This window comes from Nocardia sp. NPDC004654 (genome assembly GCF_040609595.1).
Lineage (GTDB): Bacteria > Actinomycetota > Actinomycetes > Mycobacteriales > Mycobacteriaceae > Nocardia.
Genome location: NZ_JBEXKI010000006.1, coordinates 107,073 through 132,824 on the forward strand (window position 1 = coordinate 107,073; position 25,752 = coordinate 132,824).

Genomic DNA, 25,752 nt, shown 5'->3' on the forward strand with positions numbered 1-25,752 from the left:
CGTCGAGCCGCGAATCGATCCCGTCGAACCGCGAATCCATCCCGTCGAGCCGCGAATCGATCCCATCGAACCGCGAATCCATCCCGTCGAGCCGCGAATCGATCCCATCGAACCGCGAATCCATCCCGTCGAGCCGCATATCGATCTTGCCGAAGCGCTCGTCGACCTTGCGGAATCCCTCGTGTACCTGGCGTTGCAGTTCGCCGACCTGTTCGTAGACGTCATCGACGTCGTGCCTGAGCTGGTGAAAGCGTCGTGTGAAATCCCCCTGCGATGTCATAGCGGCGAGATTAGATCCGCGCTCGAGGACACGCCAAGACCGGTGGGCAGACTCCGGGAACAAGCGGTGTGTCGCCGCGCGTCGTTACCTTCGTAAGAAGTACCGCCTGCACACGCAGGCGTCCGGGGGAGTTCGAGAACAGGACGGTGAACAGCGCAATTGACTGAGCAGAGCACGGCGGGGCGGGGCTGGATACGTCGGCTGTGGGCCGAGAGCCGGTCGCATCCCGGCACCATCGCGGGTGTCGCGGCGGCGGTCCTGGCGGGCGCGCTGGTGGAGGTGGCCGCGCCGCTGCTCACCAAGCGCGCGGTCGACGCGGCCGGTGTCGGCGACACCGAGGTGATCGGCGTGATCGCGGCACTGCTCGCGCTGCTCGCCGCCGGGCGGTTCGCCGCGGCGTTCGGCAGGCGACTGCTCGCGGGCCGTCTCTCGCTCGACGTCCAGCACGGCCTTCGGGTGCGGTTGCTCGGATCGCTGCAGCGACTGGACGGCGCGGGTCAGGACGCGCTCCGCACCGGTCAGGTGGTCTCCCGTTCGATCACGGATCTGCAGCTGGTGCAGGGCCTGCTGGCGATGGTGCCGCTCTCCGGGATGGCGCTGTTGCAGTTCTTGCTCGCGGCCGGGGTGATGCTGTGGCTCTCGCCGCCGCTGGCGGTGGTCGCGCTGCTGGTGGTGCCCGGCATCGCCGCCGTGGTCTATCGGATGCGCCCGCGCCTTTTCGCGGCGACCTGGTCGGCCCAGCAGCGGGCCGCCGATCTGGCTCAGCACGTCGAGGAGACGGTCACCGGCGTGCGGGTGGTGAAGGGCTTCGGGCAGGAGGCCCGGATGGTCGATGTGCTGGAAGGGCACGGGCGCAAGCTCTACGCCGAACGCATGCGCGCGGCCTGGGTGGACGCCCGCTTCGCGCCGGTGGTCGCGGCGATACCGCAGGCCGGACTTGTCGGGGTGATCGCGTTCGGGGGCTGGCTGGCGCTGCACGGCTCCATCGGGCTCGGCACCTTCCTCGCCTTCGCCGCCTACGTGGCGACCATGACCTCGGCGACCCGCGCCATGTCCTCGGTGGTGATCCTGGCGCAGCTGACCCGCGCCGCCGCCGAGCGCGTCTTCCAGGTCATCGACTCCGCGCCGGTGATCGCCGATCCGCCCGTACCCGCCGCGCTGCCGGACGGCCCGCTCGGGATCGAGATGGATTCGCTCACTTTCGGATTCGATCCGGACCTGCCGATCCTGCGCGATCTCGACCTCACCGTGCGCCCCGGCGAGACGGTCGCGATCATCGGACCCGCCGGGTCGGGCAAGACGACGCTCTCGCTGCTGCTGCCGCGCTTCTACGCGCCCGACGCCGGGCACATCCGGCTCTTCGGCGACGGCCCCGACGCCGGGAAACCGGTCGACATCGCCGACGTGGCCGCCGCCGACCTGCGCGCCGCCGTCGGCGTGGTGTTCGACGATCCGTTCCTGTTCTCCGACACCATCGCCGCGAACATCGCCCTCGGCAGCCCGAGCGCCACCGACGCGGAGATCAGGCAGGCCGCCAAGCTGGCCGCCGCCGACGACTTCATCGGCGAACTGCCCGACGGATACGACACCGTCGTCGGCGAGCGCGGGCTCACCCTCTCCGGCGGCCAGCGGCAGCGCATCGCGCTGGCCAGGGTGCTGCTGGCCCGCCCGCGCATCCTGGTGCTGGACGACGCCACCTCCGCCGTGGACGCGGTCACCGAGGCCGCCATCTTCGACACCCTGCCCGACCGCGGCGGCCGCACCACGATCATCCTGGCGCACCGCGAGTCGACGCTCGCCCACGCCGACCGGGTCATCCGCCTGCCCGCGCCCGCTCACCGGCCGACCCCCGCGACGATCGAACCCGAGGAGCCGACGAGAACACCGCGCGCCACCGGGCGGGCGGGCGGCTTCGGCGCGGCGGCCGCGGACCTTGCCGAGACACCCGAACTGCGCCGGACCATCGAGGAACTCCCGCCCGCCACCGAGGAACCCGGCCTCGACGACCGCGCGCTGCGCGAACCCGACCCGGGCTTCCGCTTGACGCGGCTGATGCGCCCGGTGCGCTGGCTGGTGCTGACGGTGGTGAGCCTGCTCGCGCTCGACGCGCTCGTCGGCGTGGCCTTCCCGGCGCTGGTGCGCTACGCCATCGATACGGGTGTCAGCGCCGGACAATCCGACGCGCTCGTGCTGGCGGCGGTGCTCGGCGGCGGGCTGGTCGCGGCGGGCTTCGCGGTCGGCGCGGCGACCATCGTGCTCACCGCGCGCACCGGCGAACGCGTCCTCTACGGCCTGCGCGTGCGCAGTTACGCGCATCTGCAACGACTCGGGCTGGACTACTACGAGCGGGAACTGTCCGGCCGGATCATGACCAGGATGACCACCGACGTCGACGCGCTGTCGAGCTTCCTGCAGACCGGCGTGGCGACCACCCTCATCGGCGTGCTCACCTTGTTCGGCATCGCGGTGGCGCTGCTGGTCATCGATCTCTCCCTGGCCGTGGTCGCGCTGCTCGCCCTGCCGCCGCTGATCGTGGCGACGGTGATCTTCCGGCGCTTCTCCTCGACCGCCTACACGGTGTCGCGGGAACGCGTGTCGACGGTGAACGCCGATTTTCAGGAGAACGTCACCGGCCTGCGCGCGGTGCAGGCCAACCGGCACGAACCGCGCGCGGCGCGGCGGTTCGCCGAATACTCCGAGCGCTACCGCAACTCCAGGATGCGGGCGCAGCGAGCGATCGCGCTGTACTTCGCCTTCGTCATCGCCTGGGCCGACCTGGCGCTGGCCGCGGTGGTGTTCGTCGGCGCACGCGAGGTCGCCGTCGGCGCGACCAGCGCGGGCACGCTGGTCGCTTTCGTTCTGTATCTCCAGCTGCTGTTCGGTCCGATCCTGCAGCTGTCTCAAGTCTTCGACGGCTACCAGCAGGCCAGGGTCGGGCTGCGCCGCATCGGCGAGCTACTGCGCACGCGGTCCTCGATCGCCGCGGATCCGCCGGACGCGGTGGCGATCGCCGACGGTCTGCGCGGCGAGGTGGCGCTCGATCACGTGCGTTTCCGCTATCCCGGAACCGAGACTCCGGCACTGGACGATGTCGAGCTGCGCATTCCGGCCGGGTCCACGCTGGCGCTGGTCGGGCCGACGGGCGCGGGCAAATCGACGATCGTCAAGCTGCTCGCCCGCCTCTACGACCTGCCGCGGTCGTCCGGCGTCGCCGCTGTCACCGACGAGGCGGACACCGAACAACGCGATGCCGGGACCATCCGCGCGAAGTCCGACGCGGATGCGTCCGGCACAGCGACAAGCACCGGCGCGATCGTCGTCGACGACGTCGACCTCCGCGATTACCGCCTCGCCGATTACCGTTCCCGGCTCGGCATCGTCCCCCAAGAAGCTCACCTCTTCACCGGCGACGTCGCCAGCAACATTGCATTCGGACAACCATCCGCAACCCCGGAACAGATCCGCGACGCGGCGGCAGCGGTCGGTGCGACCGACATGATCGCGGCGCTACCCCTCGGACTGCGGCAACCGGTCGGCGAACGCGGGCGCGGACTGTCCGCCGGACAACGTCAGTTGATCGCCCTCGCCCGGGCCGAACTGGTCCGTCCGGACCTGTTGCTGCTGGACGAGGCCACCGCGACGCTCGATCCGGAAACCGAGTCGTCGGTGCTGGTAGCGAGCAGATCGCTGGCCCGAGGGCGCACCACGGTCGTCGTCGCGCACCGGCTCGGCACGGCCGCGCGAGCCGATCGGATCGCGGTCGTCGAGCGGGGCCGGATCACGGAATTCGGGACGCACGCCGACCTGGTCGCGGCGGGCGGAACCTATACCCGCCTCTGGGCGGCGGCCCGCGAAACGGGAGGAATATTCTCGGACCCGGACGAGTCTGCACAGAAGAGTTTGGGTCTGTCCGGTGGTGGGTAGCTTCGTCGATTTGCCGCTGGGCATATCCTCGACAGAGGGTCCATCGGCGCGCATCCGCTGATCCCCATGCCGGGCACGTCACAAACGTCGCAGCGCGAAGAACGAAATGAGGCGAACACCTGCTGTGAGCAGCTCAACTTCCCAGTTCGGACAGAACCAGTGGCTAGTCGACGAGATGTATCAGAAGTACAAGCAAGATCCATCATCCGTCGATGAGAGTTGGCACGAGTTCCTGGCCGACTACACCCCCGAAGCGAGCGGCGACGCCACGAACTCGCAGCCCACTGCGCCGACTCAGAACACTGCGCCGACCCAGACCGCTGCGCGCACCCAGACCGCCGCGCCGACCAAGAACTCCGCCCCGGCGCCCGCCCCGGCCGCGAAGCCCGCTCCGGCCGCCGCCAAGCCCGCGCCCGCTCCGGCTCCCGCCGCGAAGCCCGCGCCCGCCGCGAAGGCCACCGCCGCGCGCGCCCCCCAGACCACCCCGGCGCCGATCTCCAACGCCGCGCCGACCTCCGGCGGGCCGAAGCCCACCGAGGCCGCCGACGAGGCGAAGGTGCTACGCGGCGCCGCGGCCGCCGTCGCGAAGAACATGTCGGCGTCGCTGGCCATCCCGACCGCGACCTCGGTCCGCGCCATTCCGGCCAAGCTGATGATCGACAACCGTCTGGTCATCAACAACCACCTCGCTCGCACGCGCGGCGGCAAGATCTCCTTCACCCACCTGCTCGGCTACGCCATCGTGCAGGCGGTGAAGTCGTTCCCGAACATGAACCGGCACTTCGCCGAGATCGACGGCAAGCCGAACGCGGTCACCCCCGCGCACACCAACCTCGGCCTCGCCATCGACCTCCCCGGCAAGGACGGCAACCGCTCGCTGGTCGTGGCGGCCATCAAGGGCACCGAGGAAATGACCTTCGGTCAGTTCCACACCGCCTACGAGGACATCGTCCGGCGCGCCCGCGACGGCAAGCTGACCGCCGAGGACTTCTCCGGCGTCACCATCTCGCTGACCAACCCGGGCACCATCGGCACCGTGCACTCGGTGCCCCGCCTGATGAACGGTCAGGGCGCGATCATCGGCGCGGGCGCCATGGAGTACCCGGCCGAGTTCCAGGGCATGAGCGACGAGCGCATCGCGGACCTGGGCGTCGGCAAACTGATGACGCTGACCTCCACCTACGACCACCGCATCATCCAGGGCGCGGAGTCCGGTGATTTCCTGCGCACCATCCACCAGCTGCTGATCTCCGACGAGTTCTACGACGAGATCTTCCACGGCCTCGGCGTGCCGTACGAGCCGGTGCGCTGGCGCAAGGACATGAAGGAGCGCGGCGTCGACAAGAGCTCGCGCGTGCTCGAGCTGATCGCCGCCTACCGCAACCGCGGCCACCTCATGGCCGACACCGACCCGCTGCGCCTGATCAAGGACAAGTTCCGCAGCCACCCGGACCTGGACGTCACCCAGCACGGCCTCACCCTGTGGGACCTGGACCGCGAGTTCAACGTCGCGGGCTTCCACGGTCAGGAGCGGATGAAGCTGCGCGACGTGCTCTCGGTGCTGCGCGACGCGTACTGCCGCCACGTCGGCGTGGAGTACATGCACATCCTGGAGACCGACCAGCTGCAGTGGATCCAGGAGCGCGTCGAGCAGAAGCACGTCAAGCCGACCGTCGCCCAGCAGAAGTACATCCTGAACCGGCTGAACGCGGCGGAGGCCTTCGAGACCTTCCTGCAGACCAAGTACGTCGGCCAGAAGCGCTTCTCGCTGGAGGGCGCCGAGGCGGTCATCCCGATGATGGACGCCACCATCGACCAGTGCGCCGAGCACTCGCTCGACGAGGTCGTCATCGGCATGCCGCACCGCGGCCGCCTGAACGTGCTCGCCAACATCGTCGGCAAGCCGTACTCGAAGATCTTCACCGAGTTCGAGGGCAACATGAACCCGGCGGCCACGCACGGCTCCGGTGACGTGAAGTACCACCTCGGCGCGCGCGGCACCTACCTGCAGATGTTCGGCGACAACGAGATCGAGGTCTCGCTGACCGCCAACCCCTCGCACCTGGAGGCGGTCGACCCGGTGCTCGAGGGTCTGGTCCGCGCCAAGCAGGACCTGCTGGACAAGGGCGACGGCCCCGAGGGCTTCTCCGTCATGCCGCTGATGCTGCACGGTGACGCCGCGTTCGCGGGCCAGGGCGTGGTCGCCGAGACGCTGAACCTCTCGGGTCTGCGCGGCTACCGGGTCGGCGGCACCATCCACATCGTGGTGAACAACCAGATCGGCTTCACCACGGCACCGGAGAACAGCCGCTCCACCGAGTACTCCACCGACATCGCCAAGTTCATCGGCGCGCCGATCTTCCACGTGAACGGCGACGACCCGGAGGCTTGCGACTGGGTGGCGCGTCTCGCGGTCGACTTCCGCCAGAAGTTCCGCAAGGACGTGGTCATCGACCTGATCTGCTACCGCCGTCGCGGCCACAACGAGGGCGACGACCCGTCGATGACCCAGCCGTACATGTACGACGTCATCGACACCAAGCGCTCGGTGCGCAAGAGCTACACCGAGAGCCTGATCGGCCGTGGCGACATCTCCATGAAAGAGGCCGAGGACGCGCTGCGCGACTACCAGGGCCAGCTGGAGCGCGTGTTCAACGAGGTCCGCGAACTGGAGAAGTTCCCGCCGGGGCCGAGCGAGTCGGTCGAGGACGACCAGAAGGTGCCCGCGACCGTGCAGACCGCGGTCGACAAGGCCGTGCTGCAGCGCATCGGCGACGCCTTCCTCAACGTGCCCGACGGCTTCAACGTGCACCCGCGCGTCAAGCCGGTGCTGGAGAAGCGCCGCGAGATGGCCTACGAGGGCAAGGTCGACTGGGCCTTCGCCGAGCTGATGGCCTTCGGCACGCTGATCGACGAGGGCCGCGCCGTGCGCCTGACCGGTCAGGACTCCCGCCGCGGCACCTTCACCCAGCGGCACGCGGTGATCATCGACCGCAAGACCGCCGACGAGTACACCCCGCTGCACAACATCGGCAGCGAGAACCCGGGTTGGTTCGCGGTGCACGACTCGGCGCTGAGCGAATTCGCCGCCGTCGGTTTCGAATACGGCTACTCGCTGGGCAACCCGAACGCGTTGGTGCTCTGGGAGGCGCAGTTCGGTGACTTCGTCAACGGCGCGCAGTCCATCATCGACGAGTTCATCTCCTCCGGCGAGGCCAAGTGGGGCCAGCTCTCCGACGTGGTGCTGCTGCTGCCGCACGGCCACGAGGGTCAGGGTCCGGACCACACCTCCGGCCGCATCGAGCGCTTCCTGCAGTTGTGCGCCGAGGGCTCGATGACCGTCGCGGTGCCGTCCACCCCGGCGAACTACTTCCACCTGCTGCGCCGCCACGCGCACGACGGCATCCGTCGTCCGCTGATCGTCTTCACCCCGAAGTCGATGCTGCGCAACAAGGCCGTGGTGTCGGATCTCAAGGACTTCACCGAGTCCAAGTTCCACTCCGTGTTCGACGAGCCCACCTACGAGCAGGGCATCGGCGACCGCGGCAAGGTGAAGCGCGTGCTGATGACCAGCGGCAAGCTCTACTACGAGCTGGTCGCCGAGAAGACCAAGCAGAAGCGCGAGGACATCGCCATCGTGCGGATCGAGCAGCTCTACCCGCTGCCCAAGTTCCGCCTGAACGAAGCCCTCGAGGGGTACCCGAACGCGACCGACATCGCGTGGGTGCAGGAGGAACCGGCCAACCAGGGCGCCTGGCCCTTCTTCGGCCTCAACCTCCCCGAGCTGCTCCCCGAGCGCCTCGGCAAACTCCGTCGCATCTCCCGCCGCGCCATGTCGGCCCCGTCCTCGGGTTCGTCGAAGGTGCACGCCGTCGAGCAGGCGGAGATCGTCGCGGAGGCGTTCCTGCCCACCAGCTAACCCCCAGCTGCCTCGAACGCCGGGCGCGAAACCACTGGTTCCCAGTTGGTTTCGGCCCGGCGTTCGCCGTTTCCGGGTGCTGGGCGCGGCTTCGCTGGCGGGGGTGCGGGAATCATTTCTCTCGGCTCGATAGGAAATTGCGGGGCGACGCGGGTGGATGTGCCGACGGGACGGGGTCGCGGCTCATAGGGTGGGGGCGTTGCGCGCGTCGCGTGACGGAAGGGATTGGTGGAGCGTGGTTCCCGATGCGGGTGGGGGTTCCCTGGCCCTCGTGACGATGGGTATCGGCTGGGACGCGGCGGCCAAGCGGCGGTGGCTGCCCGGGAAACCGGCGGAGATCGATTTGAACGCGGCGGCATTGCTGTTCGCGAACGACGCGATCCTCGATGTGGTGTATCACGAGCAGCTGATGTCGCAGGACGGGTCGGTCCGCCATCTCGGCGACAGCACGAACGGCGAGGGGGACGGCGACGACGAGCTGATCACGATGGACCTGACCAGGATCGCGCCGCAGGTGAACACCGTGATCCTCCTGGTGACCTGCTACACCGGCCAGACCTTCGAGCAGATCGACAACGCCTACTGCCGGGTGATCGACGGCATGACCGAGACCGAGATCGCCCGCTACAACCTCAGCAAGCTGCACGCGCACACCGGCTTCCTCGCGGGCAAACTCGTTCGTTTCCAACAGGGTTGGGAGTTCCGCTCGATCGACGAGGAGATCCAGGCCGAGCATCCGGTCGAGGCGGTGCCACAACTCGCCCCGTTCCTCGTCTGAATGCGAATCCTCGTCACGGGCGCCAACGGCTACCTCGGCAGCGCCGTCGCCGGGTGGTTGCCACGCGACGGACACCAGGTCGTCGGACTGGCGCATCGCGAACAAGACCGTCTCCCAAAAGGATTGCCGATCCGGTTCGCCGATCTTCGTGAGCCGGAACGGCTTACGGCGGCCGTGCGGGATGTCGATGTCGTCTGTCACCTGGCCGGACTCACCCGCGCCAGGGAATCGGTCGCCGACCCGCTGCCGTACTTCCAAGTCAACGTCGGCGGCACCGTGGCGCTGCTCGACGCGATGGCACGGGCGGGCGTCGAGAAACTGGTGTTCGCGTCGACCGTCGCGATCTACGCCACCGATATCCAGCCGATGACCGAAGACCTCCCCGACGCACCGCCCCACCCGTACGCCGCGAGCAAGCAGGCGGCCGAATCCGCCATCGCCGCCCAGGCCGCGACCGGCCGCCTCGCCGCGATAGTCCTGCGCATGTCCAACATTGTCGGCGGCGCCGACACCGACCCCACCCGCCTGCTTCCCCGCCTGCGAGCCGTCGCGGCCGGGACCGGCGCCCGCCTCCCGGTCAACGGCGACGGCACCGCGACCCGCGACTACCTCCACATCGAGGACGCCGCCCGCGCCTTCACCGCCGCCCTCGCCCACCTCCCCGCCCCGGGCGCCTGCCACCGCTACAACATCGGCAGCGGAACCGGCACCAGCATCAACGACCTGATCGACCTCACCTCCCGCCTGACCGGCCGCCCCATCCCGGTCGACCACCACCCCGCCGCCCAGGAACCTCCCACCTTGATCGCCGACAACTCCCGCGCCGCAAGGGAACTCGGCTGGCGACCGACCTGGGATATCGATGCGATCGTGCGCGAGATGTGGGCCGATCGACCCGACGATCACCCAGCGCACGACGTCGATCCGGCTCGCCAGCGTTCAGCGCTCGATCAGCTCGCGGCCATGGACCACAACCCCTTCCTCACCGACGACGAAATCGCTGCCCGCGAGAACCGCGAGCGCCCGACTTAGCCGATCGCACGCGCCACCGACCGGTTCGGCTCCTCGAGCACACCCGTAGCGCAGCGTGGCGAACCCGAGTCCGCTCAGCCTCGGAGCGCGGAGGCCAGCTCCGGGCTCAACGCGAGCGCCAAGGTGAGCAGCGATTCCACCAGGAGTTCGACGAGTTCCTCGCGGCTGATCGGCTCCGTGCGCAACCAGGTGAGGGTGGTTTCCTCGACGAACGCGATCCATCCGCGCATGCCGAGCATCAGGCGCGGGTGGTCGGCGGGGTCGATGGGGGTCGGCGCCTCGGCGAGGATGATGCCGATGATGGCGTCACGGGTCTGGTCGACCAGCGGGACCAGGTCGGGGCTGACGCTGGTCGGGCCGCGCAACAGCGCGAGGTAGGACGTGCGGTTCTCGCTGACGTAGTCGACGTAGCGCTCGATCGAATCGCGCAGCATGTCGAAGATGCTCAGCGACCGGTCCGGCGCCACCCGCTCGAGCAGTTCGGCGTTCGCGTGCCGGACGACCTCGCGCTGAAAGTCCTGCTTGGTGGGGAAATAGTGGAACAGCAGACCGCGCGAGATCCCCGCCTGGGCCGCGATCTCGCTGACCGAGAGTTCCTCGATGGTGCGCTCGCCGAGCATCGTGGCGCCCAGCGCGAGTAGCTGTTGACGGCGTTCGTCCGGACTCAGCCGGGTCCGCTTGCCGTTCTCGCCGTGGCTCTTGCTCACGGACTCATGCTACTGAACGGAATTCAATTACTGTTGACTCACGCTCAATAAGCTCGTAGTCTCACTTACATGAGTCGCAAGGTTACAGACAAAGCTGTCGGCGACCGGTCCGTCCGCCACGCCAAGACGATCATCATCGGCAGCGGTTTCGCCGGTCTGGGTCTCGCCATCCGGCTGAGCCAGCAGGGCCGCAACGATTACCTGGTCCTGGAGCGCGGCAGCGATGTGGGCGGCACCTGGCGGGACAACACCTACCCCGGCGCCGCGTGCGACGTCCCCTCGCACCTGTACTCGTATTCCTTCGCACTCAATCCGAATTGGTCGCGCTCGTTCTCCCGGCAGGGCGAGATCCAGTCCTACATCCAGGGCGTCGCGAAGAAGCACAGCGTCCTCGACAAGCACATCTTCGACTGCGACGTGACCGGCGCCCGCTGGAACGACGACACCGCGCAGTGGGAAATCACCTCCAGCAAAGGCGATTTCACCGCCGACACCGTCGTCTCCGCGGTCGGCGCGCTCTGTGAGCCGAACCTGCCCGACATCAAGGGCATCAACACCTTCGAGGGCGAGATCTTCCACTCGGCCCGCTGGAACCACGACGCCGACCTGACCGGCAAGCGGGTCGCGATCATCGGCACCGGCGCCTCGGCGATCCAGATCGTGCCCTCGATCGCGCCGCGGGTCGCCTCGCTGGACGTCTACCAGCGGACCGCGCCGTGGCTGCTGCCCCGCATGGACCGGCCGTACCTGAAGGCCGAGCGGCTGGCGTTCAAGTATCTGCCCGGCGTGCAGCGGCTCTCCCGCGCGGCCATCTACGCCGCCCGCGAGACCCAGGTCGTCGGCCTCGCCAAATTCCCCGCGCTGATGCAGGGCTTCCAGCTGCTCGCGAAGGCGAAGTTGCAGTACGAGATCCGTGACCCCGAGCTGCGCAAGAAGGTCACGCCGGACTTCCGCATCGGCTGCAAGCGGATGCTGATCTCCAACGAGTACTACCCCGCGCTGAGCCGCGACAACGTCGACGTGGTCACCGACGGCATCCGCGAGGTCCGCGCGGGCTCGATCGTCACCAAGGACGGCACCGAGCGAGAGATCGACGCGCTGATCGTGGCCACCGGCTTCCATGTCACCGACTCGCCGACCTACGAGACCATCACCGGCAAGGACGGCCGGACGCTGAGCGAGGTCTTCGACGAGATCGGCCAGCAGGGCTACAAGGGCTCGACGATCGCCAACTTCCCCAACATGTTCTTCCTGCTCGGCCCGAACGTCGGCCTCGGCCACACCTCGATGGTGTACATGATCGAATCCCAGATCAACTACATCGCCGACGCGCTCGCCACCGTCGATCGCCTGGGTCTGCGCACCGTCGAAGTGCGCCGCGAAGTGCAGGACGCCTACAACAAGGACCTGCAGGCCAAGCTGAGCAAGACGGTGTGGAACACCGGCGGCTGCGCGAGCTGGTACCTGGACAAGCACGGCAACAATACGACGCTGTGGCCCGACTTCACCTTCCAATTCCGTAGGCTGACAAAGCATTTCGATGTCTCGGCCTACGCGACGACAACCGCGCCCGCCGATCTGAAAGCAGTGTGAAACCAGTGAGCAACGATGCTTACTTCCAGAACAAGGTCTGTGTCATCACCGGAGCCGGCTCCGGCATCGGCCGCGCGCTGGCCGAGAACCTGGCCAAGCGCGGCGCCAAGCTCGCGCTCTCCGACATCGACACCGACGGCCTCGCCGAGACCGTTCGCCGCTGCGAACAGCTCGGAGCCAAGGTCAAGTCGGATCGGCTCAACGTGGCCGAGCGCGAGGCGGTGCTGCTCTACGCCGACGCCGTGCAGGAGCACTTCGGCGTGGTGCACCAGGTCTACAACAACGCGGGCATCGCCTTCCACGGCGAGGTCCTCCGCTCGGAGTTCAAGGACATCGAGCGGATCATGGACGTCGACTTCTGGGGTGTCGTCAACGGAACAAAGGCGTTCCTGCCGATGCTCATCGAGTCCGGCGACGGGCACGTGATCAACGTGTCCAGCCTGTTCGGCCTGATCGCCGTGCCCGGCCAAAGCGCTTACAACTCGGCCAAATTCGCGGTGCGCGGCTTCACCGAGTCGCTACGCCAGGAGATGCTCGTCGCCAGGCATCCGGTGCGGGTGACCTGCGTGCACCCGGGCGGCATCAAGACCGCCGTGGCCCGCAACGCCACCTACGCCGAGGGCATCGACAGCAAGAACGCCGCGTCCATGTTCGACAAGAAGCTGGCCATCCACACCCCGGCGATGGCCGCGCAGACCATCACCGAGGGCGTGCGCAAGGGCCACGGCCGAGTGCTGATCGGCTGGGAGGCGAAGCTGCTCGATATGTTCGTGCGCGTCACGGCCTCCGGCTACCAGCGCATCGCCGCCGCGGTGAACCGGCCCTTCCTGCCCTGACGACCATGCGAGAGTTCGACATTCCGCTGCCCGTCGGCCGCGTGCTGCTGAAGCCGGTCTTCCGGATGATGCTGAACGCTCGGCTGCCGTTCACGGTGCAGCGCACGCTGATGGATCTCGGTGCGCCACTGCAATTGATGCCCTCGGGCGTCACGGTGCGCAAGACCCGGCTCGGCGCTCGTCCGGCCGAACTGCACATCGCCGACTCGACCAGCCCGACCACCGCCGTGCTCTACCTGCACGGCGGTGGTTACGCGGTCGGCTCGATGGCCACCCATCGCTCGCTGGCGGCGCGGCTGGCCCGCGACACCGGAAGCGCGGTGTACGTCATCGACTACCGGATGGCGCCGGAACACCCGTTCCCCACGGGCCTGGACGACGCGGTCGCCGCGTTCCTGGAGCTGGTGTCGGAGAAGAATTTCCGGCCCGATCAGATCGCCCTCGCGGGCGATTCGGCGGGCGGCGGCTTGAGCATGGCCACCGCGCAGCGGCTGATCGCCGAGCACGGGATGACACCCGCCGCGCTCGGCCTGATGCGCCGTGGACCGACCCCAACGAGATCCCCGATCGCGACGGCGACACGGTGATCAACAAGGCGTGGTCGCGCGCCTGCGCCGCCGCCTACCTCGGCGACGGCGACGGGAACGATCCCCGCTACGCGCCGCTGCGCGGAGTGCTGCACGGGCTGCCGCCGACCTACGTGCAGGTCGACGTCAGCGAGCTGCTGCACGCGCAGTGCGTCGCGCTGGTCGCGGCGCTGCGCGGCGCGGGCGTGCACGTGCGGTTCACCGAGAGCCGCGGGCTATGGCACGTCGCGCAACTGCAGGCCGGGCTGTTCCGGCCCGCCGCCGTCGCGCTGCGCGAACTATCCGATTTCCTGCGCGATGCCGTCCAACCGGTGTCGGCCAGCGACCTAGGATAAGACGACAAAAGGAGTCCTGGAAGTGTCGACCGATTACCGAGCAGCGAGATTTTCGGTGGTCGATGACACAGCCCGGCACAAGGTGTCGTAGATTACTGGCGAGTAAACCCACGTGGAAGGGCACTGATGCGAGAGTTCGAAGTCCCGGCTTCCTACACCATTCCGGATGACGCGAACAATTCCGACAACGTCTTCCGCCACGCCGAGCAGTCGCCGAACGCGGTGCTGTTCAACGTGCCGAATGGCAGCGGCGGGTGGCGCGACGTCACGGCGGCGGAGTTCGCCAAAACTGTCACCGGCGTGGCCAAGGGCATCATCGCCTCCGGCATCGAACTCGGCGACCGCGTCGCCATCATGGCCCCCACGCGTTACGAGTGGGCCGTACTCGACTTCGCCATCTGGGCCGCGGGCGGCTGCACCGTCGCGATCTACGACAGCTCCGCCGCCGAGCAGGCCAAGTGGATCCTGCAGGACTCGGCGACCAAGCTGCTCGTCGTCGACAACGACAAGCACCGCGCCACCATCGACGAGATCGAGGCGGGCTCGCTGCCCGATCTGAAGGAAACCCTGCAGATCGAGAAGGGCGCCGTCGACGAGCTGATCGCCCGCGGCGCCGAGCTGGACGACCAAGCCGTGCACGACCGCCGCGCGCAGGTCGGCGCGGCCTCGCCCGCCACCCTGATCTACACCTCGGGCACCACGGGCCGCCCCAAGGGCGTCATGCTCACCCACGCGAACCTCTACGCGGAGTCCAAGTCCGACCGGATCGCGCTGAAGCAGTACATCATCGAGGGCAGGAAGACCCTGATGTTCCTGCCGCTCGCGCACGTGTTCGCGCGCGCGGTGGCGCTGACGGCCTTCGACGCCAAGGTGATCGTCGCGCACACCTCCGACTGGTCCACCCTGGTCGACCAGTTCGGCAGCTACCGGCCGCACTTCATCCTCTCGGTGCCGCGCGTGTTCGAGAAGGTGTTCAACGCCTCCAAGCAGAAGGCGCACGACGGCGGCAAGGGCAAGATCTTCGACGCCGCCGCGGACACCGCCATCGCCTACAGCGAAGCGCTGGACAACGGCGGCCCTGGCCTCGTGCTCAAGCTCAAGCACGCGGTGTTCGACAAGCTGGTCTACAGCAAGCTGCGCGCGGCCCTCGGCGGGCAGTGCGAGGCGGCTGTCTCCGGCGGCGGCCCGCTGGGCGCGCGCCTCGGCCACTTCTTCCGCGGCGTCGGCGTGACCATCTACGAGGGCTACGGCCTCACCGAGACCACGGCCGCCATCACCGTGAACACCCCCGAGCACATCCGGGTCGGCTCCGTCGGCCGTCCGGTCGAGGGTCACGCGGCGAAGATCGCCGAGGACGGCGAGCTGCTGCTGCGCGGCTCCGTGGTGTTCGGCGGCTACTGGGGCAACGCCGAGGCCTCCGAGGAAGCCTTCGAGGACGGCTGGTTCAAGACCGGTGATCTCGGCGCCATCGACGCCGACGGCTTCGTGACCATTACCGGCCGCAAGAAGGAAATCATCGTCACCGCGGGCGGCAAGAACGTCTCCCCCGCGCTGCTCGAGGACTCGCTGCGGGCGCATCCGCTGATCAGCCAGGTGATGGTGGTCGGCGACGGCCAGCCGTTCATCGGCGCGCTGATCACCCTCGACCCGGAGGCGCTGCCCGGCTGGAAGGAAAGGCACGGGCTGCCCGCCGACACCGCGATCGAGAAGCTCATCGAGAACGTCGAGCTGGTCGCCGAGATCGACGCCGCGATCGCCGAGACCAACAAGAAGGTCTCGCACGCCGAGCAGATCAAGAAGATCCGCATCCTCGCGGTCGACTGGACCCAGGAGGGTGGCGAGCTCACCCCGAAGATGTCGCTCAAGCGCGCCGTCGTGATGAAGCAGTACGCCTCCGAAGTGGAGAAGATCTACAGCTGATCGGCTGATCGCCGAAGGGCGCTGTTCGCGGGTTCGTCTCGCGGACAGCGCCTTTCGCGTTTCGCAGCGTATTCACGAGGTACGCGACCACGTCGCGGCCGCTCTCGACGCGCTCCTGCATGGTGTCCGCCCGCCCGCCGACGCACTGCGCGCCCTCACCGCCGCCCAGTCCGCCGCCCCAGCCGTCCGCCGTCTGCACTGGGACGGCGCCGCGATCGTCGCTACCCCTCACCGGGCCGCCGCCTCCGCCGCGCGCCTGTCAGCGGTCCTCGCCGAAGCCGCGGCCGACCTCCTCACCGACTCCGCCCTCACCGAACTCGAGCGCTGCGAAGCCGACGACTGCGTACTCCTCTTCCTCCCCGCTCACCCCAAACGCCGCTGGTGCTCCCCCGACCGCTGCGGCAACCGCGTCCGCGTGGCGCGCTACTACCGCAAGCACAAGGAGTAAGCGGGGCTGGCGGGCCCGCCCGGTCGACGCGAGCGAAATCGTGGTCGGTGGACTTCGGGTCGGGCGCGGGCGGGGTGGGCGCAGTAGGCTCGCGGCATGGCCGTACTGCGGTGGCGGGTAGCTGCCGGGATACTGTCCGCCGGGTTGGCGCTCGGCGTGGCGGAGCTTGTCGCGGCGTTCATCAGGTCGGAGAGCGCGCCGATGTATGTGCTCGGCTCGACCGTGGTCGACCACACCCCCGACGGACTGCGCGAATGGGCGATCAGCACGTTCGGTACGGCCGACAAGACGGTGCTTTTCGTCTGCATGGGGATTGCCGCGGTTCTCGTCGCGGGTCTCGCGGGCGCACTCGAACGCGTCGATCGCGCGACAGGCTCCACGCTGCTCGTCTTCTTCGGCTTGGTCGCCGCCTTCCTCGCGGCCGAGCGCTACGGTTTTCTCGCCGCGATACCTACCGTAATCGGCGTGGCCGCAGGCGTTTACGCGCTCCGCGTGCTGACCGAGCAGATCGCTGACGCGTTTCCCGGCGCACCATCCGAAGTGTCCGCACCGGCCACGCCACCGTCCGGCCGCACGACTTCCCCATCACCGTTATCCCCTCAGGTTCACCCCGGCTCCACCGCGAGCATCGCATCCGAAACCTCTGGCGCACAGTCCGACTCGGATGCGCCCGAACGTGCCGATCGGTTGCAGGCACCGGGTTCGACGCGCAGCGATGCCGGAACCGCGGCTCACACGGACACCGCCGCGGCCGCGAGGGCCGACACCCCCGCCGACCCGCCCAGCGAAGCAGGGGACGGTTCCAGCCGCACAACGGGACCGCAGCGGCGGGATCTGTTGCGAGGGCTGGCTGTCACCGGGGGTGTGGCGGTGCTGGCCGGAGTGGGTGGGCGGTTGTTCGGAGCCCGGCGCGGGGATGTCTCCGCAGAGCGGGCGGCGGTGGTACTGCCGAGACCGACCGAGCCGGGGATCTCCTTGCTGCCCGACGCCGATCTGCGGGTGCCCGGGCTGACGCCGTACATCACCGCCAACGACGACTTCTATCGGATCGACACGGCGCTGTTCCTTCCGCAGGTGTCGATCGAGGACTGGTCGCTGCGCATCCACGGCATGGTGGACCGCGAAATCCGCATCGGCTGGGCGGATCTCGCGCGGCGGCCGGTCGTGGAGCGGCTGATCACGCTGGCCTGCGTTTCGAATCCGGTGAACGGCGATCTGATCGGGAACGCGCTGTGGCGCGGCTACCGCCTCGATGAGTTGCTCGCCGAGGCCGGTCCGCATGCCGACGCCGACATGGTGCTCTCCCGCAGCAAGGACGGCTGGACGGCGGGCTCCCCGCTGGCCGTGCTCACCGACGGCCGCGACACCCTGCTCGCGGTCGGCATGAACGGCGAACCGCTGCCGGTCTCCCACGGCTACCCGGCCCGGCTGGTGGTGCCCGGCCTCTACGGCTACGTCTCTGCCACCAAATGGGTGACCGAACTCGAGGTCACCCGGTTCGACCGCGCCACCGCGTACTGGACCCGCCGCGGCTGGTCGGCCCACGGCCCGATCAAGACCGGCACCCGCATCGACACACCGCGCGGCCGCGTTCGCCGACCACCCGGCCGCGTCCCCGTCGCGGGCGTGGCCTGGGCCCAGCACCGCGGCATCACCGCCGTCGAAGTCCAGATCGATGACGGCGACTGGCGCCCCGCCCGCCTGTCCACCGAACAGTCCATCGACACCTGGCGCCAATGGGTGTACGACTGGGACGCCACCCCCGGCACCCACACCCTCCGCGCCCGCGCCACCGACGGCACCGGCGAAACCCAAACCGCCGACCGCCGCGACGTCATCCCCGACGGCGCCACCGGCCACCCCACCCTGACGCTCACCATCGGCTGATCTTCGTGCTGGACCACCGCTGACCCAGTACCGGCCGCACGTCGTGCTGGAGCCGGGCGGGACCGAGATCATCGATATGCCCGTGCGTTTGAAGGTGGACTGGGAAGGACTTTCCGGGCTCGTACGTTGACCGCCGCATCTCGGAGTTCCGGGATGCGACGGTCAGCCGAGAGTCAGGCCTTGACAGTGTCGACCTTGGTGGGTTCGTCGGTGGGGGTGGCCGCGCCGTGGCGGATGAAGAGGGCCGAGGCCAAGACGCCGATCAGCAGGATGGCGGCGGGGAGGAGGATGGATTCGCTGAGAGCGGAGCTGAATTCGCCCAGGATCTGCGGGGGAATGGGGCCGTGGCCGACGCCTTCCGCGGTGGGCGCGCCGCCCGCGAGTCCGTTGGCGGACATGCGGGCCGCGATCAGGGCGCTGATGGCGGCGCTGCCGAGCACCGAACCGACCTGGCGGGTGGTGTTGTAGATGCCCGCGCCCGCGCCGGCCTGCTGAACGGGCAGGTTGTGGGTGGCGGTGGCGGCCAGCGGCGCCCAGATGCAGGCGTTGGCGAAACCGGCCACCGCGGCGGCCACCAGGAACCACGCGAGGTTCGAGTCCGGCGTCATGATCGCCGACCACCAGAAGATCGAGACCGCGAACAGCGCGAAGCCGAGGGTCGGCACGACGCGCGGGTGCAGCCGGTCGGCGAACTTGCCGACGAACGGCGCGAACACGCCGGTCACGATGGCCATGGGCGCGAACACCAGCGCCGACCTGGTCGGCGACATCTCCCGGACCGCCTGCAGATAGAAGTACGCGGGCACCATCACCGAGACGACCGTCGCACCCATCGCGGCGATGGCCACGTTCGACAGCGCGAAGTTGCGGTCACGGAACAGCGCGAGCGGCACCAGCGGCTCGCCGGTATTGCGCGCCTGGTTCAGCACGAACAGGCCGAGCACCACCAGACCCGCGCAGATCGTCAGCCAGATGCGGGCCGACCAGTCGTAAGTGTTGCCCTCCTGGATGCCGAACACGAGCAGAAACATGCCGACGCCGCTGAGCAGCACGCCGGGGATGTCGAACTTGTGCGGGTTCGTCGGCAGCGCGGGCACCAGCCACACCGCCAATACGAAGGCGATGATGCCGACCGGCACGTTGACGATGAAGATCCACTCCCAGCTCAGCCCATCGACCAGCACGCCGCCAAGGATCGGGCCGACCAGGGTGGCCAGACCCGCGACGCCGCCCCACAGACCCATGGCCGCGCCGCGCTTGTCCGGCGGGAAGGTGCGGGTGATCACCGCCATGGTCTGCGGCGTCATGAGCGCGGCGCCGAGGCCTTGCAGGGCGCGCGCCGCGATCAGCATGCCGACGGTGTGCGACAGCCCGCACCACAGCGAGGCGGCGGTGAAGACCGCGAGGCCGATCAGGTAGATGTTCTTGGGCCCGTAGCGATCACCGAGGCGGCCGGTGACCAGCAGCGGCACCGCGTAGGTCAGCAGGTAGGCGCTGGTGACCCAGATGACCTGGGAGATGTCGGCCTGGAGATCCCGCATGATCGCCGGGTTGGCGACCGCCACGATCGTCATGTCCAGCAGGATCATGAAGAAGCCGATCACCAGCGCCAACAGCGCCGGCCACGGATTGCGTTGGGTGGACATGGATTTCGTTCCTCTCCAGGAGGGTCGTCGGCTGCGGTCGGTCGTCGAGGTCACGGCGACCACCCAGTCGGGCGCCGCGGTGTGGGCGGCGGTGTCGGAGGGGTGCCGTCACCCCAGGGGTGTTCGGGCCCGTCGAGCCGTTCGCCGGTGCGCGGGTCGAACTCCTCCCACTCGAGTGCGCCGCCGGCGACTTCGTCGAGGAAGCCGACCAGCCACGCGTGCTCGGCCGCGACGGTGGCGCGCAGATAAGGCAGCACAATCCAGTAGCGGCGCGGCACCTCGTGGGCGCGGGCCCACTCGGCCATCGTGGCGAGGTCGGTGAGATCGTTCTCGAGGTGCGCGACGCGTTCGCGCACCAGCGCGAGCACCTCGTCCTTCGGCAGGTTGTGCGCTTCGCCCAGCGCGACGGGGAAGAGCGGGTATTCCCGGGTGGGATACCGCAGTATCTCGGCGATCCTGGCGCGCAGCGCCGCACGCCCGGACGCGGTGATCCGGTAGATGGTGCGCTCGGGGCGGTTGCCCGCGCGGTCGACGCCCTCGGCGCACACCAGTTCCTGGTCGGCCAGCCGGGCCACGGTGTGATAGAGCGAACCCGGCCGCAGCTTCACGACCAGGTTCTCGCCCCGCCGCAGCATCAGCTGATACATCTCGTACGGATGCATCGGCCGCTCCTCGACCAGCGCGAGCACCGAGACCGCCAACGCGGTCAACGTCGGACGTGCCTCGCCCATGTGATCACCTCCCGCTGGAATCCACCCGCCGCGCCGCGGGAGACGAGCCGCCGAACCTGAACGCGCACGGTAGTCGCGGGCTCCGACATGCTCCACACTGAATACTCCAGTTGGAATATACGGCCCGGAGCATTAGTGAGGCAAGAGTGTGAAACGCCAGTGAACGTGTGATCAGCGGCACCACATGGACGCGACTCGACTACCCGCCGCCGAGTCCGTCATGCCGAGCGGCGGAAGCGCGCGACACCCCGAGACAGCGGCGAACCGACCGATCCCAGCCGAAGCGACGTGACGAACGAAACCGGCGGTCCCGGCGAGCACGCCCGATAAGACACCGCGCACAGGACGACGACGGCGGCGGCGCGACGCCTACAATCCGTGCGCGTCCAACCAGGCTCGCGCGACTTCCCCCGCCGCAGCGCCGTCCCGAACCCGCCGGATCATGTCGACCAACTCGTCGGTCGTGAGCTCCCCCGCCACATAGTTCAACTTCCGAACGCGCTGATCGTCGAGCAGCCCCTTGCGGAACACCGGCACCACGTTCTCGGCGCGAACCGCGTAGTCGGCATCGGTCAACACCGTCAGCCCCTCGGTGACCGGGGCCGTCAGCGCGGACGGTCCACCGACCACGCCCGCTTGAATCGAATTGTCCAGCAGAGCGTTTCGCAGTGCCTCCGCATCGGCGAACGGCGTCTCCCCCGCGAAGTCGCACCCCGCCACCTGCGCCACCGCGGGACCACGCGACACATCCGGCGCGGGTGCCAGCCCGGCCCGCAGCTCCGCGCACCGCGGCACGAGCTCGGCGACCGAATCCACGTCGTCCCGACGCGCGGCCTCCGCCGTGACGAGCACCCGCGGCCGCAGATCGGTCCCGTCGGCCGGATCCGAGACGACCAAACCCTCCGGCAGCGAACGATTCAGATCCTTGACCACGTCGGAAGGTGTGCGCGCGGCGGACCCGCTGTTGTAGTGGGCCAGCAGCTCGCCGGTGTGCTCACCGACCAGCGCGACCCGACCGGCGTCGAGTGCGGCCAGATATTCGGCCCGCGCACCGAGATCCGGCAGCACGGCAACCGGCAGCCCGGTCCTGGACAGCGCACCGGCGTAGATCTCCGCGAGCACCCGCGATTCGACCGCGTCTCCCGCGCCGACCACGAAGGGCGGACCGGCATCGTCGTCTCCGCAGGATACGACCGTCGCCGCCGCGGCCGCGACGACCAGCACCCGGGCAAGCACCCGCCTCGACGCGGCCAGAACCACCGGCGACACCAACTCTCCGAAGACGACTACAGCCGACAGAAACACCCAGTTGCGGGCAGTATGGACAACCAGAATGTACCGGTGCCCGTCCGGCCAAGGCCGCACGCACCGTCCGCATCTGCCGGAAGGACTCCCGTGAAGACCACGATCACCCCCCTTGCCGGGCGATCGGCGCTGCGGCTCGCGCTGCGCGCCTCCCAGCTTTTCGCCGCCGCCACACTCCTCGCCGTCGGCATGATCCTGTCCGCCTGCGGCGATTCCGATCCGCTCGCCGCCGACGGCGACTGTGCGGGCGAGAGCTTGATCGTCGGCTCGGCGAACTTCCCGGAGTCCGAGACCGTGGCCCACGTGTACGCGGAGGTGCTGCGGATCAACGGCTTCCAAGTGGACACCCGGCTCAATATCGGCAGCCGCGAGGCCTACATTCCGGCGCTGCGCCAGTGCGCGATCTCGGTGATTCCCGAGTACACCGGGAACCTGTTGCAGTACCTGGACAACGACTCGACCGCGACCAGCGCCGCCGACGTCGAGGCCGCGCTGGCGGGCGCGCTCGGCGACCAGCTGGCCACCGCCGCACCGGCGCCCGGCCAGGACTCCGACGCGGTAGTGGTCACCGAGGCCACCGCCGAACGCTGGAACCTGCGCACCATCGCCGATCTCGCGGCGCATTCGGCCGAGGTGAAGTTCGGCGCGCCCGCGGAATTCCAGGAACGGCAGGGCGGCCTGCCCGGCCTGAAGGAGAACTACGGTCTCGACATCGCCGCGAACAACTTCGTCCCGATCGCCGACGGCGGCGGTCCGGCCACCGTGCGCGCGCTGGTGGAGGGGCAGGTGACCGCGGCCAACATCTTCACCACCTCCCCCGCGATCGCCGAGAACGATCTCGTGGTGCTGGAGGACCCGAAGCACAACTTCCCGGCGCAGAACGTGATTCCGCTGTTCAACTCCGCCAAGAAGTCCGACAAGGCCGTGGCCGCGCTCAACGCGGTCTCGGCAAAACTCACCACCGAGGAGCTGATCGAGCTGAACGAGGCCGTGTCGGGCAGCAGCAAGACCGAACCGGCGGCGGCCGCCAAGGCATGGGTCGCGGCGCAGGGGTTGAACACACCCGTCGGGTGAGCCCGCGGGTGAAGGGAGGGCAGCAGTGTCGGACATCGTGTTCCGCGGCGTCAGCAAGACCTATCCGGACGGCACGCACGCCGTCACCGACCTCGATCTGCACATCGAATCCGGCTCGTTCACCGTGTTCGTCGGACCGTCCGGCTGCGGCAAGACCACCTCGATGCGGATGATCAACCGGATGATCCAACCCACTGCGGGCACGATCACCGTTGCCGGACAAGACATCTCGACCGCGGATCCGGTCCGGCTCCGCCTCGGCATCGGTTACGTGATCCAGAGCGGCGGCCTGCTGCCGCACCGCACCGTGCTGGACAATGTCGCGACAGTTCCGGTGCTGCGCGGCGACTCGCGGCGGGCGGCGCGCAAGGCGGCGCTCGAAGTGCTGGACCGAGTGGGCCTGGACCGCGGCTTGGCCCGGCGCTACCCCGCGCAGCTCTCCGGCGGTCAGCAGCAGCGAGTCGGCGTGGCGCGGGCGCTGGCCGCCGACCCGCCGATCCTGCTGATGGACGAGCCGTTCAGCGCCGTCGACCCGGTGGTGCGCGCCGAGTTGCAAAGCGAAATGCGGCGGTTGCAAGCCGAATTGCACAAGACCATCGTGTTCGTCACCCACGACATCGACGAGGCCATCACCCTCGGCGACCGACTCGCGGTCTTCGGCCGCGCCGGCGTGCTCCAGCAGTACGATCCGCCGCAGCGCGTGCTCGCTGGTCCCGCAACGGATTTCGTCGCCGAGTTCGTTGGTCGCGATCGTGGTTATCGCGGTCTTTCCTTCCGCTCGGCCGACGACGTTCCGCTGCACGACATTCCGACCGCCACCGCGGGCGCGGTCGGCGCGCTGCGTCTGGAGCAGGGCGACTGGGTGCTCGTGGTGGACGAAGCGGTCAAGCCGCTCGGCTGGGTCGACGCGACCGCCGTCGAAGCGCGGCGGGCGGGCAGGCCGCTCGCGGACTGCATGTCGGCGGGCGGTTCGTTGTTCACCCCCACCGGCGACCTGCGTCAGGCGCTGGACGCCGCCATCTCCTCGCCATCCGGAATCGGTGTGGCCGTGGACGATTCCGGTCTGCTGCGGGGCGGCGTACTCGCCACCGAGGTGATCGCCCAGCTCGCCGAACAGCGCGGCGCGGAGGACGTCGAACGCCACCGGATCGCCAACGAGCAGGGGCTTTCCGACGGCGACGGGACCGGTTCGTGAACCGCGCCGACTTCGTCCCGGGTCCGGTCGAGGAGCGGGAGACCGCGTGCGATACCTGATCGACAACTTCTCCGAGATCCTCGAGATCACCAAGACGCACCTGTATCTCGCCTTGCTGCCCTTGCTGTTCAGTCTGGTGATCGCCATCCCGGCGGGCGCGGTGATCCGGCGAATCCCGTGGCTGCGGCGGATCACCGTCACCGCGGCGAGCCTGGCCTACACCGTGCCCTCGCTCGCGCTGTTCGTCATAATCCCTCCGCTGGTGGGCATTTCGGCGATCGACCCGTGGAACGTGATCATCGCGTTGACCATCTACTCGACCGCGCTGCTGGTCATCGCGGTGCCGGTGGCGCTGGACTCGGTGCCCGCCGCCGTGGTCGACGCCGCCGACGCCGTCGGATTCGGGCCGCTGCGGCGCACGCTGACCGTCGACATGCCTTTGGCCATACCGGTTTTCGTGTCGAACTTGCGCGTCGTGGTGGTCACCGATATCGCGATGGTCTCGGTCGGCGCGCTGATCGGCGTCGGCGGTCTCGGCAAGCTGTTCACCCAGGGCTATCAGCGCGACTACCCGGACGAGATCGTGGCGGGCATCATCGTGACGCTGGCGCTCGCGCTCGTCTTCGACCGGCTGGTGTACCTGCTCGGGCGCTGGGCGACGCCGTGGACCAGGGCCGACGGGCGAACCAGGCGAGGGGCGCGCGCGTGAACCTGTTCGTCGACGCTTGGCACTACTTCACCGACGGCGCCAACTGGGGCGGTCCCACCGGCATCGAATTCCGCTTGGCGCAACATCTTTGGTACACGCTGCTGGCCGTGGCCGGGTCCGCGCTGATCGCGGTGCCGCTGGGCCTCGTCATCGGCCATCGACGGCGGGGCGCCGCGGTGCTCGTCGGCTTCGCCAACGCGATGCGCGCGCTGCCCACCCTCGGCCTGCTCACCTTCCTGGTGCTGTTGCTCGGCCTCGGCCTGATTCCGCCGCTGCTCGCGCTGCTCACCGTCGGCATCCCGCCGCTGCTCGCCGGCGCGTACGCGGGCGTGGCCAACGTACCCGCCGACGTGGTCGACGCCTCGCGGGCTATGGGCATGACGGAGCGGCAGATCCTGTTCCGGGTGGAAGTCCCCAACGCCATGCCGATCGTGGTGAACGGCCTGCGCGGCGCCACCCTCCAGGTGGTGGCCACCGCGACGATCGCGGCGTACGTGAACCTCGGCGGGCTCGGCCGCTACATCTTCGACGGGCTCGGCCTGCACCGATACGACCGGGTGCTGGTGGGCGCGCTGCTGGTGGCCGCGCTGGCGATGCTGCTGGACGGGCTGCTCGCGCTCGTGGTCTGGGCGACGACGCCCGGGACCGGTCGGCTGCGCAGGACACCGGCCCAGGACGACGTGCCGCAAGCCGCACGGTGACGACCGCACTCCCGTAGCGAGCGCGGATAGACGCCTTGACCACGAGTGTGATCTAGGTCACGATGACTGTGGCCGTAGGAGTCGTCAGCCGTGCACGCGCTCGACGCGACTGTGGCACACCGTGTCGAGACCCTGCGCAACCTCG

General features: G+C 68.9%; 17 protein-coding genes and 3 pseudogenes. 15 read left to right on the plus strand and 5 right to left on the minus strand.

Features of this window, described 5'->3' with window-relative positions; translation table 11 throughout:
- Nucleotides 1-280, minus strand: a 280-nt coding sequence (locus tag ABZV58_RS20920) for a hypothetical protein (RefSeq protein ID WP_355001824.1), incomplete at its 3' end; no start/stop codon positions are given.
- 159 nt (nucleotides 281-439) lie between these two features.
- Here ABZV58_RS20920 and ABZV58_RS20925 point away from each other — a divergent pair.
- The 4 genes from ABZV58_RS20925 to ABZV58_RS20940 all read left to right on the plus strand — a co-directional run bounded on the left by ABZV58_RS20925 (nucleotide 440) and on the right by ABZV58_RS20940 (nucleotide 9,933).
- The gene (locus ABZV58_RS20925; protein WP_355001825.1) at nucleotides 440-4,204 is read left to right on the plus strand and encodes an ABC transporter ATP-binding protein; all 3,765 of its coding nucleotides are present in this window, start codon (nucleotides 440-442) and stop codon (nucleotides 4,202-4,204) included.
- 106 nt (nucleotides 4,205-4,310) lie between these two features.
- On the plus strand, nucleotides 4,311-8,123 hold the full coding sequence (locus tag ABZV58_RS20930) for a multifunctional oxoglutarate decarboxylase/oxoglutarate dehydrogenase thiamine pyrophosphate-binding subunit/dihydrolipoyllysine-residue succinyltransferase subunit (protein WP_355001826.1): 3,813 nt from the start codon (nucleotides 4,311-4,313) through the stop codon (nucleotides 8,121-8,123).
- 271 nt (nucleotides 8,124-8,394) lie between these two features.
- Nucleotides 8,395-8,901, plus strand: coding sequence for a TerD family protein (locus tag ABZV58_RS20935; protein WP_355001827.1), 507 nt, complete (start codon nucleotides 8,395-8,397; stop codon nucleotides 8,899-8,901).
- Entirely contained in the window at nucleotides 8,902-9,933 is a 1,032-nt protein-coding gene (locus ABZV58_RS20940; RefSeq protein WP_355001828.1) for an NAD-dependent epimerase/dehydratase family protein, read from the plus strand.
- Between the two features lie 74 nt (nucleotides 9,934-10,007).
- On the opposite strand, the gene ABZV58_RS20945 is transcribed toward ABZV58_RS20940, so the two are convergent.
- Complete coding sequence (locus ABZV58_RS20945; RefSeq protein WP_355001829.1) at nucleotides 10,008-10,640, minus strand: TetR/AcrR family transcriptional regulator; 633 nt, start codon at nucleotides 10,638-10,640, stop codon at nucleotides 10,008-10,010.
- A gap of 69 nt (nucleotides 10,641-10,709) precedes the next feature.
- On the opposite strand from ABZV58_RS20945, the gene ABZV58_RS20950 reads away from it, so the two are divergent.
- The 7 genes and pseudogenes from ABZV58_RS20950 (at nucleotide 10,710) to ABZV58_RS20980 (ending at nucleotide 18,246) form a co-directional block, all read left to right on the plus strand.
- Nucleotides 10,710-12,233, plus strand: a complete 1,524-nt coding sequence (locus tag ABZV58_RS20950; protein ID WP_355001830.1) for an NAD(P)/FAD-dependent oxidoreductase — start codon at nucleotides 10,710-10,712, stop codon at nucleotides 12,231-12,233.
- Between the two features lie 5 nt (nucleotides 12,234-12,238).
- The gene (locus ABZV58_RS20955; RefSeq protein ID WP_355001831.1) at nucleotides 12,239-13,069 is read left to right on the plus strand and encodes an SDR family oxidoreductase; all 831 of its coding nucleotides are present in this window, start codon (nucleotides 12,239-12,241) and stop codon (nucleotides 13,067-13,069) included.
- A gap of 5 nt (nucleotides 13,070-13,074) precedes the next feature.
- A pseudogene (locus ABZV58_RS20960) lies at nucleotides 13,075-13,991 on the plus strand (alpha/beta hydrolase).
- A gap of 126 nt (nucleotides 13,992-14,117) precedes the next feature.
- Nucleotides 14,118-15,911 carry a long-chain fatty acid--CoA ligase gene (locus tag ABZV58_RS20965; RefSeq protein WP_355001832.1) on the plus strand — a complete coding sequence of 598 codons (1,794 nt, stop codon included), beginning with the start codon at nucleotides 14,118-14,120 and terminating at the stop codon, nucleotides 15,909-15,911.
- A gap of 70 nt (nucleotides 15,912-15,981) precedes the next feature.
- A pseudogene (locus tag ABZV58_RS20970) lies at nucleotides 15,982-16,152 on the plus strand (ABATE domain-containing protein); the annotation flags it as partial.
- Between the two features lie 132 nt (nucleotides 16,153-16,284).
- A pseudogene (locus tag ABZV58_RS20975) lies at nucleotides 16,285-16,359 on the plus strand (CGNR zinc finger domain-containing protein); the annotation flags it as partial.
- 96 nt (nucleotides 16,360-16,455) lie between these two features.
- On the plus strand, nucleotides 16,456-18,246 hold the full coding sequence (locus ABZV58_RS20980) for a molybdopterin-dependent oxidoreductase (RefSeq protein ID WP_355001833.1): 1,791 nt from the start codon (nucleotides 16,456-16,458) through the stop codon (nucleotides 18,244-18,246).
- A gap of 173 nt (nucleotides 18,247-18,419) precedes the next feature.
- On the opposite strand, the gene ABZV58_RS20985 is transcribed toward ABZV58_RS20980, so the two are convergent.
- The 3 genes from ABZV58_RS20985 to ABZV58_RS20995 all read right to left on the minus strand — a co-directional run bounded on the left by ABZV58_RS20985 (nucleotide 18,420) and on the right by ABZV58_RS20995 (nucleotide 21,892).
- Nucleotides 18,420-19,892, minus strand: coding sequence for an MFS transporter (locus tag ABZV58_RS20985; RefSeq protein ID WP_355001834.1), 1,473 nt, complete (start codon nucleotides 19,890-19,892; stop codon nucleotides 18,420-18,422).
- Between the two features lie 50 nt (nucleotides 19,893-19,942).
- A complete protein-coding gene (locus ABZV58_RS20990; protein ID WP_355001835.1) occupies nucleotides 19,943-20,623 on the minus strand; it encodes a helix-turn-helix transcriptional regulator in 681 nt (226 codons plus the stop codon).
- Nucleotides 20,624-20,992: 369 nt separating this feature from the next.
- Entirely contained in the window at nucleotides 20,993-21,892 is a 900-nt protein-coding gene (locus ABZV58_RS20995) for a glycine betaine ABC transporter substrate-binding protein (RefSeq protein WP_355001836.1), read from the minus strand.
- A gap of 177 nt (nucleotides 21,893-22,069) precedes the next feature.
- Between ABZV58_RS20995 and ABZV58_RS21000 the strand changes: the two genes are divergently transcribed.
- Genes ABZV58_RS21000 through ABZV58_RS21015 form a run of 4 tightly spaced genes read left to right on the plus strand, consistent with a single transcriptional unit; the run spans nucleotide 22,070 to nucleotide 25,607 of the window.
- Entirely contained in the window at nucleotides 22,070-23,002 is a 933-nt protein-coding gene (locus ABZV58_RS21000; RefSeq protein ID WP_355002206.1) for an ABC transporter substrate-binding protein, read from the plus strand.
- Nucleotides 23,003-23,027: 25 nt separating this feature from the next.
- A complete protein-coding gene (locus ABZV58_RS21005) occupies nucleotides 23,028-24,197 on the plus strand; it encodes an ATP-binding cassette domain-containing protein (protein WP_355001837.1) in 1,170 nt (389 codons plus the stop codon).
- Nucleotides 24,198-24,243: 46 nt separating this feature from the next.
- Nucleotides 24,244-24,906, plus strand: coding sequence for an ABC transporter permease subunit (locus tag ABZV58_RS21010; protein ID WP_355001838.1), 663 nt, complete (start codon nucleotides 24,244-24,246; stop codon nucleotides 24,904-24,906).
- Entirely contained in the window at nucleotides 24,903-25,607 is a 705-nt protein-coding gene (locus ABZV58_RS21015; RefSeq protein ID WP_355001839.1) for an ABC transporter permease, read from the plus strand. The genes ABZV58_RS21010 and ABZV58_RS21015 overlap by 4 nt, the downstream gene beginning before the upstream one ends.
- Nucleotides 25,608-25,752: the final 145 nt, after the last annotated feature.

Coding starts and splice junctions, on each gene's coding strand:
- ABZV58_RS20940 (WP_355001828.1), top strand. CDS start 8,902: ATGCGAATCCTCGTCACGGGCGCCAACGGCTACCTCGGCAGCGCCGTC.
- ABZV58_RS20980 (WP_355001833.1), top strand. CDS start 16,456: ATGGCCGTACTGCGGTGGCGGGTAGCTGCCGGGATACTGTCCGCCGGG.
- ABZV58_RS20950 (WP_355001830.1), top strand. CDS start 10,710: ATGAGTCGCAAGGTTACAGACAAAGCTGTCGGCGACCGGTCCGTCCGC.
- ABZV58_RS20985 (WP_355001834.1), bottom strand. CDS start 19,892: ATGTCCACCCAACGCAATCCGTGGCCGGCGCTGTTGGCGCTGGTGATC.
- ABZV58_RS20930 (WP_355001826.1), top strand. CDS start 4,311: ATGAGGCGAACACCTGCTGTGAGCAGCTCAACTTCCCAGTTCGGACAG.
- ABZV58_RS20965 (WP_355001832.1), top strand. CDS start 14,118: ATGCGAGAGTTCGAAGTCCCGGCTTCCTACACCATTCCGGATGACGCG.
- ABZV58_RS20990 (WP_355001835.1), bottom strand. CDS start 20,623: ATGGGCGAGGCACGTCCGACGTTGACCGCGTTGGCGGTCTCGGTGCTC.